Source organism: Flavobacterium tructae, from assembly GCF_002217475.1.
In the GTDB taxonomy this organism is placed as follows: domain Bacteria; phylum Bacteroidota; class Bacteroidia; order Flavobacteriales; family Flavobacteriaceae; genus Flavobacterium; species Flavobacterium tructae.
Genome location: NZ_MUHH01000017.1, coordinates 576,428 through 594,053 on the forward strand (window position 1 = coordinate 576,428; position 17,626 = coordinate 594,053).

At 37.4% G+C, this 17,626-nt stretch carries 13 protein-coding genes; 4 read left to right on the forward strand and 9 right to left on the reverse strand.

What is annotated here, in order from left to right; genetic code table 11:
• The first annotated feature begins 320 nt into the window (after positions 1-320).
• Positions 321-554 carry a hypothetical protein gene (locus B0A80_RS07440; RefSeq protein ID WP_017497245.1) on the forward strand — a complete coding sequence of 78 codons (234 nt, stop codon included), beginning with the start codon at positions 321-323 and terminating at the stop codon, positions 552-554.
• 232 nt (positions 555-786) lie between these two features.
• Here B0A80_RS07440 and B0A80_RS07445 read toward each other — a convergent pair whose 3' ends face one another.
• Positions 787-2,835 carry a M16 family metallopeptidase gene (locus tag B0A80_RS07445; protein WP_208861481.1) on the reverse strand — a complete coding sequence of 683 codons (2,049 nt, stop codon included), beginning with the start codon at positions 2,833-2,835 and terminating at the stop codon, positions 787-789.
• 11 nt (positions 2,836-2,846) lie between these two features.
• Positions 2,847-4,169 carry a M16 family metallopeptidase gene (locus B0A80_RS07450; protein ID WP_017497243.1) on the reverse strand — a complete coding sequence of 441 codons (1,323 nt, stop codon included), beginning with the start codon at positions 4,167-4,169 and terminating at the stop codon, positions 2,847-2,849.
• 272 nt (positions 4,170-4,441) lie between these two features.
• Here B0A80_RS07450 and rplU point away from each other — a divergent pair, with 272 nt between their 5' ends.
• Both rplU and rpmA read left to right on the forward strand, forming a co-directional pair.
• Positions 4,442-4,876, forward strand: a complete 435-nt coding sequence (gene rplU / locus B0A80_RS07455; protein WP_070905843.1) for a 50S ribosomal protein L21 — start codon at positions 4,442-4,444, stop codon at positions 4,874-4,876.
• A gap of 24 nt (positions 4,877-4,900) precedes the next feature.
• Positions 4,901-5,161 carry a 50S ribosomal protein L27 gene (gene rpmA / locus B0A80_RS07460; RefSeq protein ID WP_017497241.1) on the forward strand — a complete coding sequence of 87 codons (261 nt, stop codon included), beginning with the start codon at positions 4,901-4,903 and terminating at the stop codon, positions 5,159-5,161.
• 225 nt (positions 5,162-5,386) lie between these two features.
• On the opposite strand, the gene B0A80_RS07465 is transcribed toward rpmA, so the two are convergent.
• The 4 genes from B0A80_RS07465 to miaE all read right to left on the reverse strand — a co-directional run bounded on the left by B0A80_RS07465 (position 5,387) and on the right by miaE (position 11,426).
• On the reverse strand, positions 5,387-7,063 hold the full coding sequence (locus tag B0A80_RS07465; protein WP_089076886.1) for a serine hydrolase domain-containing protein: 1,677 nt from the start codon (positions 7,061-7,063) through the stop codon (positions 5,387-5,389).
• A 75-nt stretch (positions 7,064-7,138) separates the two neighbouring features.
• Complete coding sequence (locus tag B0A80_RS07470; RefSeq protein ID WP_089076887.1) at positions 7,139-7,951, reverse strand: helix-turn-helix domain-containing protein; 813 nt, start codon at positions 7,949-7,951, stop codon at positions 7,139-7,141.
• A gap of 84 nt (positions 7,952-8,035) precedes the next feature.
• Entirely contained in the window at positions 8,036-10,792 is a 2,757-nt protein-coding gene (locus tag B0A80_RS07475) for an AsmA-like C-terminal region-containing protein (RefSeq protein WP_089076888.1), read from the reverse strand.
• A 52-nt stretch (positions 10,793-10,844) separates the two neighbouring features.
• Entirely contained in the window at positions 10,845-11,426 is a 582-nt protein-coding gene (gene miaE / locus B0A80_RS07480) for a tRNA-(ms[2]io[6]A)-hydroxylase (RefSeq protein WP_017497237.1), read from the reverse strand.
• A gap of 115 nt (positions 11,427-11,541) precedes the next feature.
• Here miaE and B0A80_RS07485 point away from each other — a divergent pair, with 115 nt between their 5' ends.
• The gene (locus tag B0A80_RS07485; RefSeq protein WP_089076889.1) at positions 11,542-12,783 is read left to right on the forward strand and encodes a glycosyltransferase; all 1,242 of its coding nucleotides are present in this window, start codon (positions 11,542-11,544) and stop codon (positions 12,781-12,783) included.
• 84 nt (positions 12,784-12,867) lie between these two features.
• Here B0A80_RS07485 and B0A80_RS07490 read toward each other — a convergent pair whose 3' ends face one another.
• The 3 genes from B0A80_RS07490 to pdhA all read right to left on the reverse strand — a co-directional run bounded on the left by B0A80_RS07490 (position 12,868) and on the right by pdhA (position 17,579).
• Positions 12,868-14,715, reverse strand: coding sequence for a hydrolase/aminopeptidase (locus tag B0A80_RS07490; protein ID WP_089076890.1), 1,848 nt, complete (start codon positions 14,713-14,715; stop codon positions 12,868-12,870).
• Between the two features lie 211 nt (positions 14,716-14,926).
• Positions 14,927-16,576: a pyruvate dehydrogenase complex dihydrolipoamide acetyltransferase gene (locus B0A80_RS07495; RefSeq protein ID WP_070905837.1), complete on the reverse strand. Its 1,650-nt coding sequence runs from the start codon at positions 16,574-16,576 to the stop codon at positions 14,927-14,929.
• A 4-nt stretch (positions 16,577-16,580) separates the two neighbouring features.
• Complete coding sequence (pdhA, locus tag B0A80_RS07500) at positions 16,581-17,579, reverse strand: pyruvate dehydrogenase (acetyl-transferring) E1 component subunit alpha (RefSeq protein WP_017497233.1); 999 nt, start codon at positions 17,577-17,579, stop codon at positions 16,581-16,583.
• Positions 17,580-17,626: the final 47 nt, after the last annotated feature.

Genomic DNA, 17,626 nt, shown 5'->3' on the forward strand with positions numbered 1-17,626 from the left:
TTTGTCGTTTTGAAGCTGGAGGGACATCGAAAAAACTTATATCAGTATGGTATGCTGGTGGTATTGGAAACAACCGCAACGCGTTCTTAACTGGGTAGGACAGCTAAGTCATACAGGTTAATATTTAATTTGTTAAGGAAAATTCGTACTTATTTAATTGAATTTAGGTATCTTTGAATTCCTAACTGTTCTAATTATGATTTACGAAAAAAACTTTGCCCGTGCAATATGGTGGCGATATTGGAAACAATCGCAACGCTTTGAACAGCGTAGGACACCTAAAGTGTGCGGGCTTCCTAATTTCCTAACTGTTCTAAATTATGAGTACAAACACCCTTTCGAAAGAAACAGAATTGAAGTTGATTGATTTCTTCAACAAATCAGTAGATCCTGAATTTATGGCAAAGACCATTCGAAAAGTAAATTATCTGCTTGCCTTAAGTATGATGAGAGAATGTGAAACATTTGAGACAGACAAAACAAGCCTTGAAAATGGCTTTTACTGGCTGAATGAATTAGCAGAAATTTTAAATCCATATCTGGAAACTGAATGATTAAAATTAGAAAGGCTGTCGTAACTGACAGCCTTCTTTTTGTTTTGTCGCCCTGAGCGGAGTCGAAGGGCGCACCAATTGGAATGGGGGCTTCGACTTCGCTCAGCCGGACAAAGCGTTGACTTCGTTCAGCCTGATAAAAAAGAAAAGGCTTAGTCAAAGTTTTAAACTCTGACTAAGCCTCAAAAAAACTTAGCGCCTCAGCACCTTAGTATCTTAGCATCTCAGTATCTTACAAGAAATCTGCTTCAGAAACTCCTTCGTTAATCTTAATGTCAGACATTTTGATATCTAATTCAAAACCTACATTCTGAACGATATTGAAAGGAATTTTAACTCCCTTTACGTCTTTATAATCGTTGAAGTTGGTAATTTGCGTTGCTGATTTTCCGCCTTGTTCACGAACTTTTGATTCGGCAAGTTTCAATCCTGATGCAACGTCATAGAAATAAGTTGTTTTACCGTCTTTGATAGCGTAGGCATCTTTACCGTTTATTGGTTCGATACTTTCTACTTTTAAGTCGGTTCTTTTTACAAGTTGAAGTTCTTCAAACGGAGCAGCGCTGGCTTTCATTTCGGCAAGATCATTTCCTTCAAGGTTTTTACGTTGTCCTTGTTGCTCGATATAAGCGCCTTTATCATTTACAACCTGTTTCATTAAATTCATTGGTCCCATCGCAAGAGACACCATCATTTTTCCTTTTGAATCTAATTTAGAAGTAAAAGTTAATGGGGAAGGAGCTTGAGGAATAGTAGTAGATCCTGTCATCGAAAGTGTTTTTACGGTAGCAACTACTTTTTCTCCACCAATTGCTTTAAGGTAGTTTTCGAAAACAGTTTTGGCAGTAATTCCGGCCGGAACTTCTTTTTTAGTTACTGGTTTTTCAACAGGATTTCCGTATTTATCGAAATAGAAAATCGGAATTTGAAGTTTCTCTAAACCTGTTAGTACATCAGATCCTTTTCCGGCAATTACGATTCGCATATTGTCCAGCATAAAATATTTGTTGGCAACACGATAAATATCATCGGCAGTAACGCTGTTGATGGTTTGAATGTATTTTTCGTAGAAATCGGCAGGAAGTTTTTCTGTTTCAATATTTAAAGCATATCGTGCAACAGTTTGCGGTTTTTCAACCTGCATTACAAAACGTCCAATATATCCCGCTTTTACATTTTTTAAAATATCTTCAGAAACTTTTTCAGTTCTGATTCTTTTGATTTCTTTTACGAATTCTACCACTGCACTATCCGTAACCGTGTTTCTAACAGCAGAAGAAGCTTTAAATTTAGTTACATATTTCCCTCCGTCGATACTTGATCTTGCGCCATAAGTCCAACCGTGTTTTTCACGTAAATTCATGTTCAGGTAACTGTTGAAATCACCACCTAAAATTTGATTTGCAATCACAGCAGGGAAGAAATCAGGATCGCTCATTCTCAAATTCACCGTATTCACCAATGAAATTTCAGATTGAACTGCATTTGGAACGTCAACAAAATCAATTTGAAGTTTAGCAGCGTTTTCAGGAGCCGGATAGGTGTTTTTTGGTGTAGTTTGTTTTTTCCATCCGCTAAAAAGTTTTTCTACAGCCGCTTTCGTTTCTTTAAATTTAACATCACCTATGATTACCAAATAAGCATTTTCAGGAACAAAATAGGTAGCATAATTAGACTGAACATCAGCAAGAGTCACATTTTTCACTGTTCCTTCTGAAAGATATTCTCCAAATGGGTGGTTTTTTCCAAACGCCAAAACGTCAACAACTCTGCTGGCAATTGCCGGAACACTTTTTTCGTCGGCTTTAAGTCCTTCGATTAATTTTGCTTTTTCTTTATCAAATTCTGATTGTGTGAAATTGGGCTGTAAAGCTCCCTCAGCTAAAAGCTCCAGAACACGTCCTGAATATTTGGAAAGTGAACTTCCGGAAGCTCCTGAAGAAGAAAAATTAATATTTGCTCCGTAAAAGTCGATCTCTTCGTTAAAAGCTTCTTTTGTTATTTTTTTTGTTCCGTTACCAATTAAGGCACTAGTTAATTCGTCAACCCCTTTTTTGTTTCCTTCGGCAAAAGGAGCGTTATCAAGGGTCAGAGTAAAACTTACTCTTGGTAATTTATGATTTTCAACCACCAAAACTTTCATCCCGTTCGCCAAAACAAAAGTTTGCGGCTTTTTGATGTTGACTACAGGAGAATTGCCTGGTTTTGGTTGTGGACGGTCTTGTGCTTGCATAATTCCAGTTAGGAATAAAAGGATTAAAAATGTATGTATTTTTTTCATGATTCGATGACTTAGTTTTGAGCTTTAGTTGAAGGAATATAGTCTAAAATTAAACGCTGGTTAGGGTTTAGGTATTTTTTTGCTACTTCTCTGATCTCTTCTCTGGTGATAGAGTGATAAAGGTCGATCTCGGTATTTATCAAATTAACATCTCCGTAAAGCAGATAGAAAGAAGCCAGATTTTCTGCGATTCCTTCTACTGTTGAATTGGCATTCACAAAATTATTATCGAATTTGTTTTGTAATTTTTGATAATCTTTTTCAGAAATTAAGTCCGTTTGAATTTTTACAATTTCTTCGTCCATTTCTTTTAAGATGTCGGCTGTAGTGTTAGGAGCCATTGGCAAGCCGTATAAAATGTACATTCCGTAATCTTCCTGACTAAATCCTACTGCTCCAATCTGAAGTGCCATTTTCTTGTCGTCTACAATTTTTTTGTACAGCTTAGAGCTTTTTCCATCACTTAAGTAAGAAGAAATCAAATCCAGAACTCTCGCATCTCTGGTTTTCATCGATGGTGTTCTGTACGAAGCAACTACCATTGGAATCTGAATGTTCGGATCTTCGTAAGTGGCTTTTATGGTCTGATTGATTGGTTCTTCTACGTAAGTTTGTTTTTTTAATTCTTCTCCTTTTGGAATTGGAGCAAAATATTTCTGAATCCATTCTTTCGTTTTTGCTTTGTCAAAATCACCTGCCACCACTAAAACAGCATTGTTTGGGGTGTAGAATTTTTTATTAAAAGCCTGAAATTCTTCAAGAGTTGCGGCATCCAGATCTTTCATAGAGCCAATAGTGGTCCAGCGGTACGGATGTTTTTTGAACATGTTCTCTTTTACAACCGGCAAGATGTTTCCATAAGGCTGATTGTCATAACGCAGTCTTTTTTCTTCCTTAACCACTTCGTTTTGAGTGTCAACTCCAATTTTATTGATAATCGGATGCATTAACCTTTCCGATTCCATCCATAAGCCAAGTTCTAAGTTGTTTGAAGGTAAAACTTCATAGTAATAGGTTCTGTCGTCAGTAGTGTTGGCGTTGTTTACACCTCCATTAGCAGTAACAATCTTCATCCATTCACCACGTTTAATATTTTTAGTTCCTTCAAATAATAAATGTTCAAAGAAATGTGCAAAACCTGTTCGGTCCGGACGTTCGTCTTTTGATCCTACATGGTACATAACCGAGGTAATCACAACCGGAGCAGAAGGATCATTGTGTAAAATGACGTGCATACCGTTGTCTAAATTGTATTCTTCAAAAGCTACCTTTTGAGCATGAGCCACTCCGCCGAGCATTAGTGCCGCACTTAACATAATGATTGAATTTTTCATAAAGATTAATAAATTTATATTACCTAATAAATAGGTAGTCAAGAGTTGATTATCGTTACACCAAAAATAGTTTTTTTTAGCCAGCATTTAGGAATACGAGGGTAAAATGATCAAATTTTAACAGTATTTTACTTCTAAATAGCCTTTTTGGAGTGCAGAAATGTCTTGAAAAACAGACATAAAGCCGAAATAAATATTTTTGAAGTAAGGGATTGCACAGTAAATTATTAGTTGTATATTTGCAACCTTAAAAATCAATAAATCAATTTGGTATGTATGCAATCGTAGAGATAGCAGGGCAACAATTTAAAGTAAGCAAAGACTTAAAGGTTTATGTTCACCGTTTGGCTAACGAAGAAGGTTCAAAAGTTTCTTTTGACAAAGTTCTTTTATTAGACGATAATGGAAATGTAACTTTAGGCGCCCCAGCTATAGAAGGTGCTTCAGTAGAAGCTAAAGTGTTACAACACTTAAAAGGAGACAAAGTTATCGTTTTCAAAAAGAAAAGAAGAAAAGGATACAAAAAGAGAAATGGTCACAGACAATATCTTACTCAAATTGTAATTGAAGGTATTACTGCAGCTGGTGGAACTAAAAAAGCAGCAGCTAAAAAAGCGGTTGTAGCTGAAGAAGTATCTGCTGAAGCAGAAGCTCCAAAAGCAAAAAAAGCAGCTCCAAAAGCAAAAAAAGAAGCTACTAAAGAATAATAACAATATTTAAACTCATACGTCATGGCTCACAAGAAAGGTGTCGGTAGTTCGAAGAATGGTAGAGAATCAGAATCAAAACGTCTAGGCGTTAAGATTTTTGGTGGTCAAGCTGCTATTGCTGGGAACATCATCGTTAGACAAAGAGGTTCAAAACACAATCCAGGTGAAAATGTTTACATCAGTAAAGATCACACACTACACGCAAGAGTAGCAGGAGTTGTTAAGTTCCAAAAGAAAAAAGATAACAAATCTTATGTATCTATCCTTCCATTCGAAGCATAATCATTAGATTACTTATTACAAAAACCCGTTCATCAAAGATGAACGGGTTTTTTTGTGGAATGATGAAAGGTTGAGTTCCAAGTTCCAAGTTTCAAGTTTCAGGTTTTGAGTTTTAGGTTTTGAGTTTTAGATTTAAGTCTAAGATTTATAATTGACATCACGATGTCCGGCTGAGCGAAGTCGAAGCCCTTGCTCAGCCAGACTTGGATCTGTTTTTTAGAGTAACTACTTTTGTTTATTTGATAGTATTGCGGGTAAAATATAATCTTGTACAATGCTATCAGCTTGTGCGTGCCCATAAGGTTTGTTGTATGCTTTTGAAGTAATGATTACTACAAGCGGAAGATTTTTGAAAATCATAAACTCATTTCCTCCATTACCGGCGCAATAATAGGTTTCGTAAGGAGTATTTTTAAAAGTGAAAGTTTTGTTCCAAAATAAGTAACCATAGAATTCATTTTGTCTTTCCGGAATTTGAATTTGGTGCGTAAGGGTTTTTTGAACCCAATCGGCAGTTAAGATTTGTTTGTCCTTCCAGAGACCGTTATTTTGATACAACTGTGCATATTTTGCGTAATCCAGAGAAGTCATTTGAAGGCTTCCGGCGGTATTCGCTACTTTTTGAGGAGTATACTGCCATTGGTAATGAGTAATGTTTAAAGGCTTAAAAAGTTTTTCATCGGCATATTTTTCTAATCCGTCCGGAACGGATTTATGGATGATGTCGCCTAATAAAACAACTCCGGCTGTAAAATAATCCCATTGACCGCCATTGGTTTTGGATTTGTCCATCGGTAAGTCTAAAGTAAATTTCACCCAATTATCGCTAGGATACATGTTTTCTTCGTTCCCGGGAGAATCGCTATTTTGATCGGATCCTTCAAAAGCAGCACTCATGGTGAGTAAGTCTTTTATTTTTACGTTGTCTTTTTTGGAATCGTAATTTGCAAAACTCTTTAAATCATAGAATTGGTCTAATGTCTGATTTTCGTTTTTAAGATAGCCATCGTTTATGGCAATTCCGGCTAAGGTTGATGCAAAAGATTTTCCTGCCGATCGGGTGTCGTGCAAAGTATTTCTGTTGGATTCATTAAAATATTCTTCAAGCAGTAGTTTTTTATCGTAGACGACAACAATACTTGTAATTTCCTTCAAATTGTAGCTGGCAATAGCAGCATTGAGTTTTTTAATTTTCTTCTTATCAAAAGCAAAATTCGAAACTTCCCAGTCACTGTTAGGTTGGATAGGTTGAACTTCGATTTGTTTGGGGGTTAGTTTCGGAGCTTTTAAGATAAGGAGAACTTCTCCCTTTGCAATTAAATCGCCAGTTTTAATCTCATTATTTTTATCGGATTTAAGGTAAGGACGAATTTCTATTTTTAGTTTGTGCTTGCCGTTGGTTAGGGCTTTTTCTCCGCCACTAAGTTTGAATCTTTCCCATAAATAAATAGACCACCAGTCTTCTTTTTTTGTACTGGTTAAAGGGACTCTAAAGGTTGTTGAAGTGTTTTTACTGCCTGCTGATCCAAAACTGCATCCGTAGTTAAGGTTTTCGGTGTAGAGGAGTTTATTGTCGATGTAAAAGGCAAACTGAAGGTTTCCGGTTGTTAAAAGTTGATCTGCGGATAATTCAGGATTCAATTGGTGCAGGTAGTTGATGACAGAGTTGTTCATGAAAACTCGGATGTTCAAATCAGATTTGTAGGTTAGCTCAAAAGATTTCAGAATATCAGATTCTTTATACTGCTCCAAAGAAATGTTGCCTTTCATAAAAGTAACTTTACCAATGTTGTTTTTATGCAGTTCGGTTGTAATCTCATCGGGTTTGAACAGATTATTGTTTTGTGCCGAAACTATGCCATTGCAAAATAGTAAGGCAAGTAAAAGAAAGTGTTTTGTCATTTGATTGATTATAAGATTGAAAGGCAAAGTTAGTCTGCAATAAATTCTAAAAATTGTACAGGATTAACATCTGACTCATTTTTTGAACAGTATTTTTTTGTGTTCGGAAGGATTCAGGCCGTTAATTTCTCTAAAGGATCGGGTCAGGTGACTTTGGTCAGAGAAGCCACATTCGTAAGCGATTTCGGTTAAGGACTTGCTTTGAAGGGCAATGAGTGAGAGTGCTTTTTCTACTTTTAATTTTCGTATGTACTCTCCCAGGTTACAATGAAAATACTTTGAAAAATCTCTTGAAAGATGAATAGGGTGAATACCTAATATTTTAGATAAATAATCAAGTGTAATGGTTTCGGTAAGCTGATCGTGAAGGATTTCATCAATCATTGTGACCCATTTCGGATTTTTATGTTTGATGGATTCAAAATCGCCATTTAGTTTTGATAAGATTTCAATTAACAGGGTTTGTGTAGAAAGGTCAAAATGAAAATCATCAATTTTAGTCGCTCTGAAAATTTTATACATCAAAAGTTTGATGTCGGGGTTTAGGACAGTTGTGCTTCCTTGCAGGTTGTTGCTGTTTAAGGTGAGGTCGTCAAACCATTTTTTCTCAATTTCAAGATGAAAACCTCTGGTAAAGCCTTCCGGTTTAATGTTGTAGTGTGGTTCTTGCCAGTTATGAAACAAGAGACTTCCGGGAGCGCAATTGTAGATCTCTTTTTTGTTTCCTTCAATTACATTGCCTTGCAGGATAAAGGTAAAGTAAGCATGCTCATGATAATGCCAGTCTACTGTAGGGTGTGTGTATACGGTATCAGTCAACGTTATTCCTTCAAGAGAAATCGTTTTGTTGGTCTGGCCGTAAAACTCTCCTTTTTTAGATTGTTTCATGAGTGCGTTGGTTGCTATTCAAAACTATAAATATAATTTGATTTAAATGAAAAAACCTGCTCATAATGAACAGGTTTTCTGGTTTTATTCTTCAGTATCTTTTGTTTCTTCTAAATTTTGAGATTTTCTTCCTACTTTTATTTTTGGATTATCCTGAGTTCCGGTAATGGTTAACGGAATTCCAAAAATTCCTAACGGCGGAAGACCCAGACGCATTTTCAGGTTTAGTTTTCCGTCCAGACTTGTGGTACCTTCGATTCTTGGTCGGAAGCCTGCAAACTTAAATTTAAAACGTTCTACCGTCATGATGTTGTTTTTGATGGTAGTTTTAATGTCCACCTTCGAAAGATCCGGATTTTTGATCGACTCTGTATTGGTTTGTTTGCTTACTGCATTAAACATTTTCAGTCCGCGAACTTTTACATCTTTTATCGAAAGTGTTCCTCCGCCTGCAAGCGATGGATAAACCGGTTCCATTTTACTGTTTAAACGTCCTTTTAATTGGTAGTCTAAAGAAACAATTCCTTGTGCTTTTTCGGCAGCGCTTGCCATTTTTCTAAAAACTTCGATTTCGTTGTAGGCCTTTTTGATATCAAAATCAGAGGCTTTAATCGCGTAATCAAAATTGGCCTTTTTAGGAGTTATCGCCTGATAATTGGCATTCATGCTAACATCACAGCCAATTAGATTGAAACCGGTATTCTGCATGTTCAGTTTACCCTTGTTCATGCTTAGATTTCCAACAGCATTTAGAAGATTCAATTTGTCAAAATTTACTTTTTGAGCGTTGGCTGTAAACTGCAGATTCAAATTGGCAGGAATTATAATTACACTGGTTTGAGCTGGCTGAGCCTGAGGCTTGGTCTCCGTTGTGGTTGCTGTAGCAGCAGTATTTGTTGAAGTACTCGACATAAATTCGTCCACATTGATATATCGTGAAGTCGATTTAAAAGAGCCTTTTAAAACACCAGTATTGGTAGTAGCATAATTGAAAACGTTCTGCAGGTAACCATTTAATCTGAAATCAGATTGACCGTAGGCAGCCAAAAAGTTATTGAAGGACATTTTATCTTGATTGATTTTGAAAATACCTTCTTTGATGATGAATTTCTTCGGAAGATATTCAGAAGTTATTCCGATGTTTCTAAGTTCAAGTGTTCCTTTGTTGTACAGCTTGCGGTAATTTCCTTTCTCGGCGTCGCTTTGTTTTCCTTTTAAAACCAAATCGGCTTTTACGAAACCGTCCAGATCAAGTCCTTGCTGAGAGAAAACTTTGTAGATTTTGTTCACGTCCAGTTCTCCTTTGGCTTTGATGTTGTAAGCCAAATCATTAAAATTGCTAAGATCGGCTTCTACGAAAACAGGTTTTCCTTCAAAAGTAAACTGAGCAGGTTTTAGGTTTATTTTTAAATCACCAAAAGTCCCTTTAGGGTTCTCAATCTTAGATTTGATGGTGATGTCTGTGATCGGATTTGGGTAATAAGGTGTTTTTAGGTAACCGTTTACCAAGTCAATAGTTCCGTTGGTAACGGGAAGAAGTTTGTTTTTTAAATCAAATTTTCCGTTAGCTTTTACGTCTCCTGCCAGATTTCCTTTTAAAACGATATTCGGAATTCCAAGTGCCTGCATTAATTTTCCAAGATTAATTTTGGCCTTAAAATCGGCGTTAATATCCGGGGTTTTTATGCCTTTTACGTAAAATTTTGATTTTAGATAATCCTGCTTGATGTTTAAAGACAGATTTTTGGCATCGACAATTAGCAGATCCGGATTTAAAGACGGTACTTTTGTTTTGATCTCTAAATTTAAATTGGAAACCGGAAAGGCGCTTTTGTTATAATTGACAAATCCGCTGTCTATTTTCACATCCAGATTAAGATCCGGTGCAATGTTCTGTGCGGCAATATAGTCTCCTTTTAAAGTTAAAAGCAGGTTGGTATTTCCTTTTAATTCTGTTTTCGACAGCCAGGTAATGTATTTTGGAGGGAAGGCGGTAAAAACATCGTGTAAATCACTGTTGTCTGATTTGATCACAAAATCCATATTATAGCCGTCTTTCAGGAAGTCGAATTTCCCTATAAAGTCGACCACAAGATCATTTATTTTAAGGTTATTCTGTTGGAAATAAAAGGACAGGGAGTTGACGTTGACTTTTGTAATCAAATCAGCGTTCACTTTTTTATTCATTAAATAAGGTTCATTTTCATAAACAATATTCAATTTTTCAATTTTCGCTTTCGAATACAAATCAAAAACAGCTTTGTTCAGATCGCCTTTCCCTAAATAATCAAACCCGAACGCATCAAAATGGATTTTGGTTGATTTGTCATCGTAAACAATTTTACTGTTTAAAATTTCAATCCGTTCCAGTTTTAAAGCGGTTTCGGTACTGTCTTTAGGGGCTTCGGCCTGAGAATTTGACTTGTAAATATTGTAATTGGCTTCTCCCTCTTCGTTTACTTTTACATTGATAAAGGAATCTGATAAATAAATCTGATCGATTTTTACCTCTTTGCTGAAAACCAGACTGGCTACATTGATCCCAAACGAAACTTCTTTCGCAGTGATGAATTTTTCTTTTGTATAAGGTGCCGATCCGTTAAGGTGTAAATCGCTTAAGGTTAAAGTAAGCGAGGGGAAATGTTGAAAAAACGAAACCGAAACATCAGAATAATTCAATTCTGCGCTCAGTTTTTCGTTAGCGGTTTTTTTAATTTGTTCCTTGATTTGATCTTCAAAAATAATGGGAGTAAGGAATAGTAGTCCTATAATGACAACAAAGGTAATCCCAAGGTATTTGGCCGTTTTTAGTAAAATGGTCTTTATTTTATTTGTAGACATAACAAGTTGTGGTATTTATAGGTAAAAAATGAAAATCGAGTTTAAAAGAATATTATCCGTGTACGGTTTCGCTTTTTCCGTAGTTGGTAATAATTGAGCCTTCAAATTCAATCCATTCTTTCCAGCGTTTATCAATATCGATATTGTCGGTATATTTTCGTGCAAAACCTAAAAATGTAGTATAATGACCGGCTTCAGAAATCATTAAATCACGATAGAATTTAGCCAGTTCTTCGTCTTTTATGTTTTCAGAAAGTACTTTAAAACGCTCACAGCTTCTGGCTTCAATCATAGCCGAAAACAATAGGCGGTCGCAAAGAGCGTCTCTGCGGCTTCCGTCTTTTTTCATAAATTTAAAAAGCTCATTTACATAGTGATCTTTTCGTTCACGCCCTAAGGTCAAGCCTCTTTTTTTGATAATATCGTGCACCATTTGTAAGTGCTCGAGCTCTTCTCTGGCGATTACAAGCATTTCGGTAACTAATTCTTCCAGTTCAGAATTGTAAGTCACTAAGCTAATGGCGTTTGAAGCTGCTTTTTGCTCGCACCACGCATGATCCGTCAAAATCTCTTCGATATTTGATTCTACTATATTTACCCAGCGTGGGTCTGTGGCTAATTTTAATCCTAACATAATTGATTCCGAAATTTGTATTGTGCAAAATTACTCATTTTTATGACCAAAAAACAGGAAATTCCATGTGAATACGCTCAAAAAAGCATTATTTTGTAGCTTGAATGGAATGTAAATGAATCAAGTGAAAAAACTTTTAATTATCGGTTCTGTCTGGCCCGAACCAAATTCGTCTGCTGCCGGAGGAAGAATGATGCAGTTAATCTCTATTTTTAAACAGAATGAATTTGACATCACATTTGTCAGTGCGGCATTAGATAGCGATTTTATGGTGGATTTGTCTGAGTATGGAGTTGCAAAAAAAAGCATTGAGCTCAATTCGGCCAGTTTTGATGATTTTGTAAAGGAACTAAATCCACAAGTTGTCCTTTTTGATCGTTTTATGATCGAAGAACAATTTGGATGGCGTGTATCGGAAAACTGTCCTGAAGCGATTCGGATTCTCGATACCGAAGACTTGCATTGTTTGCGCGCTGCCAGACAAAAGGCTTTTAAAGAAAATCGAAAGTTTGAAGTGGCAGATCTTTTTTCTGAAGAAGTAGCAAAACGAGAAATTGCCAGCATTTTAAGATGTGATTTGTCTTTGATTATTTCGACATTTGAAATGGATGTTCTAAAAGACAAGTTCAGAATCAGTGCGGATTTACTTTTGTATCTTCCTTTTTTGACAGATTCGATGTCTGAAGATGACCTTTTGAAATTGCGATCATTTGAAGAAAGGAGTAAGTTTGTTTTTATTGGGAATTTCTTTCATGAGCCTAATTGGAATACGGTTCAGTACTTAAGAGAAGTAATTTGGCCTTTGATCAAAAAAGATTTCCCTACAGCTGTTTTGGAAATTTACGGCGCTTATCCGTCGCAAAAAGTGTTGCAAATACATCAGCCTAAGAATGGATTTTATATCATGGGAAGGGCAGTGGATGCTGTTGAAATCGTGAAAAATGCGAGAGTTGTACTGGCGCCAATTCGTTTTGGAGCAGGTTTAAAAGGGAAATTGTTAGAAGCTATGCAATGCGGAACGCCAAGTGTGACTACTGCAATTGGTTCTGAAGCGATGCATGCTAATTTGCCCTGGAATGGTTTTATAGAAGATGATGCAGCTGAATTTGCTAAGAAAGCAATTAGACTTTATCAGGATGAGAATCTTTGGTACGAGGCTCAGAAAAAGGGAATTGTAATTATCAACGAGTGTTATTTGAAAGATAAATACTCAGATGGATTCATGTCTGTGGTAAATTCGTTGTTAATGGATTCTACAAGTCATCGTCTGCATAATTTTATGGGCAGTTTATTGCAGCATCATGCTTATAAAAGTACCATGTACATGTCAAAGTGGATTGAAGCGAAGAATAAGTAGGTATTTAGTCGTAGTTTACAGTTTTCGGTCTCAGTTTTCAGTAACCGGGACTGAAAACTGAGACTGCAAACTGAATACTGGATACTATTTCAAAATGCCTTCAACAGCCTGAATAGTTGTCGCATGGTAACCTGATTTTGCTTTTTCGAAAATCTGTTTAGCCCACACTTTTCCTTCAGGAGTTTTAACCATTTCTTTGTATAACATCATTACCGATCCGGTTCGGCTTATTCCGATTAGAAATTGCTCAATAGCAGGATTGGCTGCTTTGTATTGATGTTCAATGGCCTGAACAAACCACTGACGTTTGATAATGAAATTACCGCCTTTTGTAAAGTTGAATTCTTTGTCAATAGCTTCCATCTCTTTTACTGTAATATCAGTTGGAAGATGATCTATAAAATGCTGTTTTTCGGCAGTTGTTGTAATTTTTTTGCTTAGACCTGTCACGCCGGTTTCTCTCCATGTCTTTTGGATTTTATCAATTGCATCAAAATCAGGTGAACTTACCGGAAGGATGTTTGACGGGATTCCCGGTTTGTAAATCCATTCGTCCAGTTTTATTTTATCTGCCAGCGCTTTGTCGCCTTTAATAAGGTTTTCGTTAATGTATTTTACGAAGTCTTCCGTTGTGATCGATTGGAAAGCATGTGAGTCGAAATAGTTTTTAATAAACGGATCGAATTTTTCACGACCAACAGCATTCTCGATAACTCTTAAAAATGCATACCCTTTTACGTAAGGAATCATACTGATACCATCGTCCGGATTTCTTCCGGTAAGACTAACTTTCAATCTTGTATCCGGATTGGTGTCTCCGTATTCAGCTACATTATCGACTAATTCTTTGTTTGTGATAACGTTTTGCATCTCGAATTCTTTCTTTCCAAAGATGGCTTCTCCGATTCTGTGTTCTACATAAGTCGTAAATCCTTCGTTTAACCAAATATCATCCCAGGTGGCATTGGTTACTAAATTTCCGCTCCAGCTGTGTCCTAATTCATGTGCTAATAAACTAGTAAGTGAGCGATCTCCGGCAATAACGCCCGGAGTAAGGAAAGTTAAGTTTGGGTTTTCCATTCCGCCATAAGGAAAGCTTGGAGGTAAAACCAGTACGTCGTAACGTCCCCAACGGTATGGTCCGTATAGTTTTTCGGCAGCGCCAACCATGTTGCCTAATTCGGCAAATTCCCATGCTGCTTTTTTCAGCAAAGAAGGTTCTGCATAAACTCCGGTTCTTTTGTCGATAGATTGAAATTCAAGATCACCAACAGCGATAGCCATTAGATAAGAAGGAATTGCTTTGTCTTGTTTGAAGGTGTAAACTCCTGTGTCATTTTTCTTTTGCGGATTAACAGCGCTCATTAAGGCTATTAAATCTTTAGGAACCGTAACTTTTGCATTGTACGTAAAACGGATGCCCGGTGAGTCCTGACATGGAATCCAGGTACGGGACCAAACACTTTCGCCCTGAGAGAAAAGAAATGGTTTCTTTTTGTCTGCTGTTTGTTCCGGAGTTAACCATTGTAGTGCCACTGCATCTTTGGTAGTGCTGTAGTAAATGTTAACTTTAGTAGTGTTGGGTTCGATGGTAATGTGAAGTGGTTTTCCGTGAAATTCTACGTCGGTACCAAGTTTGAATTTTGTTTCTTTTTCTTCGTCTCCTAAGGTTACTTTGGTAATGTTAAGCGTGTTTTCGTCGAAGATAATTTCGTTTCCTTTGCTAATGTTGTCAATTTGCCACGACGCTTTTCCGGTAATGGTTTGTGTGTCAAAATCTACTTTGATATCGAGATCAAGATGTTTGACGACGGCTAATTCCGGCTTAGAATAGCTGTGTTCGTCAATGACGGCTGTATTTTTTTCAGTTTGTTCTTTTTTCTGGCAGGCAAGAGCTGCTAAGAATAAAGCTACAAGAGTTATTTTCTTCATTTTTATATGTTTTGGATTTGAGGATGAAAATTAAACAAAAAATCCCGTCCCGAAAAACTTCGGGACGGGATTTTATTATGAGGGGGTCTTCGACTTCGCTCAGACGGACATTCGACTTCGCTCAGACGGACATTTGGATTTGCTTAGACGAGGTCTTCGACTTTGCTCAGACAAATGTTCGACTTTGCTTAGGCGGACATGGGCATAAAAATTATGCTAACATGGTCACCGGGCTTTCGATGTATTGTTTTAATGTTTGTAAAAACTGAGCTCCGGTTGCGCCGTCGATTGTTCTGTGGTCACATGCTAATGAAAGCATCATGGTGTTTCCAACTACAATCTGACCATTTTTCACTACCGGTTTTTCTACAATTGCTCCTACAGAAAGGATTGCAGAGTTTGGCTGGTTGATGATTGAATTGAATTCAGTGATACCAAACATTCCAAGGTTAGAAACGGTAAAAGTACTTCCTTCCATTTCTTGTGGTCCCAGTTTTTTGTTTTTCGCTCTTCCGGCAAGATCTCTTACGCTTGCGCCAATTTGAGATAAACTCATAGCGTCTGTAAATTTCAATACAGGAACTACTAATCCGTCTTCAACTGCTACAGCAACACCAATGTTTACGTGGTGGTTGATGATGATTGCATCTTCTTTCCACTGAGAGTTGATTTTTGGATGTTTTTTCAAGGCTAAAGCACAAGCTTTGATTACCATATCGTTAAAAGATACTTTTGTATCCGGAACCGTATTGATTGTTGCTCTTGCTCCCATAGCTTCGTCCATGCTTACTTCGATCACTAAGTTGTAGTGAGGTGCTGTAAATAAAGATTCTGCCAAACGTTTTGCGATAATTTTACGCATTTGAGAGTTTTTGATCTCTTCTGTGAAAACTTCTCCGGCAGGAACAAATACTTTTGGTGCAGCAGGTGCAGCTTCTTGTGGTTTAGCAGCAGAAGTTGTAGTTGCAGTAGCTGCAGCAGGTGTTTGTGCAGCAGGAGTAAAGTTCTCGATATCGCTTTTCACGATACGTCCGTTTTCTCCCGAACCTTTAACCTGATTTAATGAAATTCCTTTGTCAGAAGCAATTTTCTTCGCTAATGGCGAAGCTAGAATTCTTCCTCCGTTTGAAGTTTCGGCTACCGTTTCTGTTGCTTTTTCAGCAGCAGGAGCAGCTTTAGTTTCTTCAGTTGCAGGAGCGCTTACAGCACCTCCGGCAGTATAGTTTGCGGAAATTCCTGAAACATCAGTTCCGGCAGGTCCGATGATCGCTAATAAGCTGTCAACAGGAGCTGTATTTCCTTCCTGAATTCCAATATATAATAAGGTACCAGCATTGAAAGACTCAAACTCCATAGTAGCTTTGTCTGTTTCAATTTCTGCTAAGATATCTCCTTCAGCAACAGCATCACCTACTTTTTTCAACCAGGTAGCTACTGTTCCTTCAGTCATCGTGTCGCTCAAACGTGGCATAGTAACCACTACAACACCTTTTGGTAATTCAGTGGCTGCTTTTGCAGGAGCAGCAGTTTCTGTTTTTGTTTCTGCAGCAGGGGCAGCTTCTGTTTTTGGCGCTTCTGCAGCAGGGGCAGCACCACCGGCTAAAAGAGCAGAAATGTCTTCTCCTTCGTTTCCAATGATTGCTAATAAAGAGTCAACAGGAGCAGTTTCTCCCGCTGGTATTCCGATATGTAAAAGAGTTCCTTCGTTGAAAGACTCAAATTCCATTGTTGCTTTGTCTGTTTCAATCTCAGCTAAGATATCTCCTTCGCTAATTTTATCGCCTACTTTTTTAAGCCAAGTCGCTACCGTTCCTTCCGTCATAGTATCGCTCAAACGAGGCATTGTAATAATTGTTGCCATTGATTTATAGTTTATGAGGTGTGAATGGATAGTCTTCTTGTGCGTATACTACATCGTACAATTGTTGTAATTCAGGATATGGAGATTCTTCAGCGAATTTCACACATTCTTCAACCAGGTCTTTTACTCTTTGGTCGATTACTTCAATTTCTTCTTCTGTAGCGTATTTTTGATCCATAATTACATCTAAAACCTGAGTAATAGGGTCAATTTTTTTGTATTCTTCTACCTCTTCTTTAGAACGGTACAATTGTGCGTCAGACATAGAGTGTCCTCTGTAACGGTACGTTTTCATTTCAAGGAAAGTTGGTCCGTCACCACGACGTGCTCTGTCGATTGCTTCTGTCATTGCTTCGGCAACTTTTACCGGGTTCATTCCGTCAACAGGTCCGCAAGGCATTTCGTATCCTAAACCAAGTTTCCAGATGTCGGTGTGGTTTGCTGTTCTTTCAACAGAAGTTCCCATCGCATAACCATTGTTTTCAACGATAAATACAACCGGTAATTTCCATAACATTGCCATGTTGAAAGCTTCGTGTAAAGAACCTTGTCTCGCAGCTCCATCACCAAAATAGGTCATAGTAACTCCGCCAGTGTTAAAATATTTATCTGCAAAAGCTAAACCAGCTCCAACAGGAATTTGTCCACCTACGATTCCGTGTCCTCCGTAAAAACGGTGTTCTTTAGAGAAAATGTGCATAGAACCTCCCATACCTTTAGAGGTACCGGTTGCTTTTCCTAAAAGTTCTGCCATTACGTTTCTAGGATCAACTCCCATACCAATTGGCTGTACGTGGTTTCTGTAAGCAGTAATCATTTTGTCTTTGGTCAGGTCCATAGCGTGTAAAGCTCCTGCTAATACAGCTTCCTGACCATTATATAGGTGTAGAAAACCTCTAACTTTTTGTTGAATGTATAATGCTGCAAGTTTATCTTCAAACTTCCTCCAAAGTAGCATGTCTTCGTACCACTTTAAATATACCTCTTTTGTAACTTCTTTCATCTGAATTCTTTCTTTTGCTAAAGTTTGTTTGTGTTATCAATTGTTGC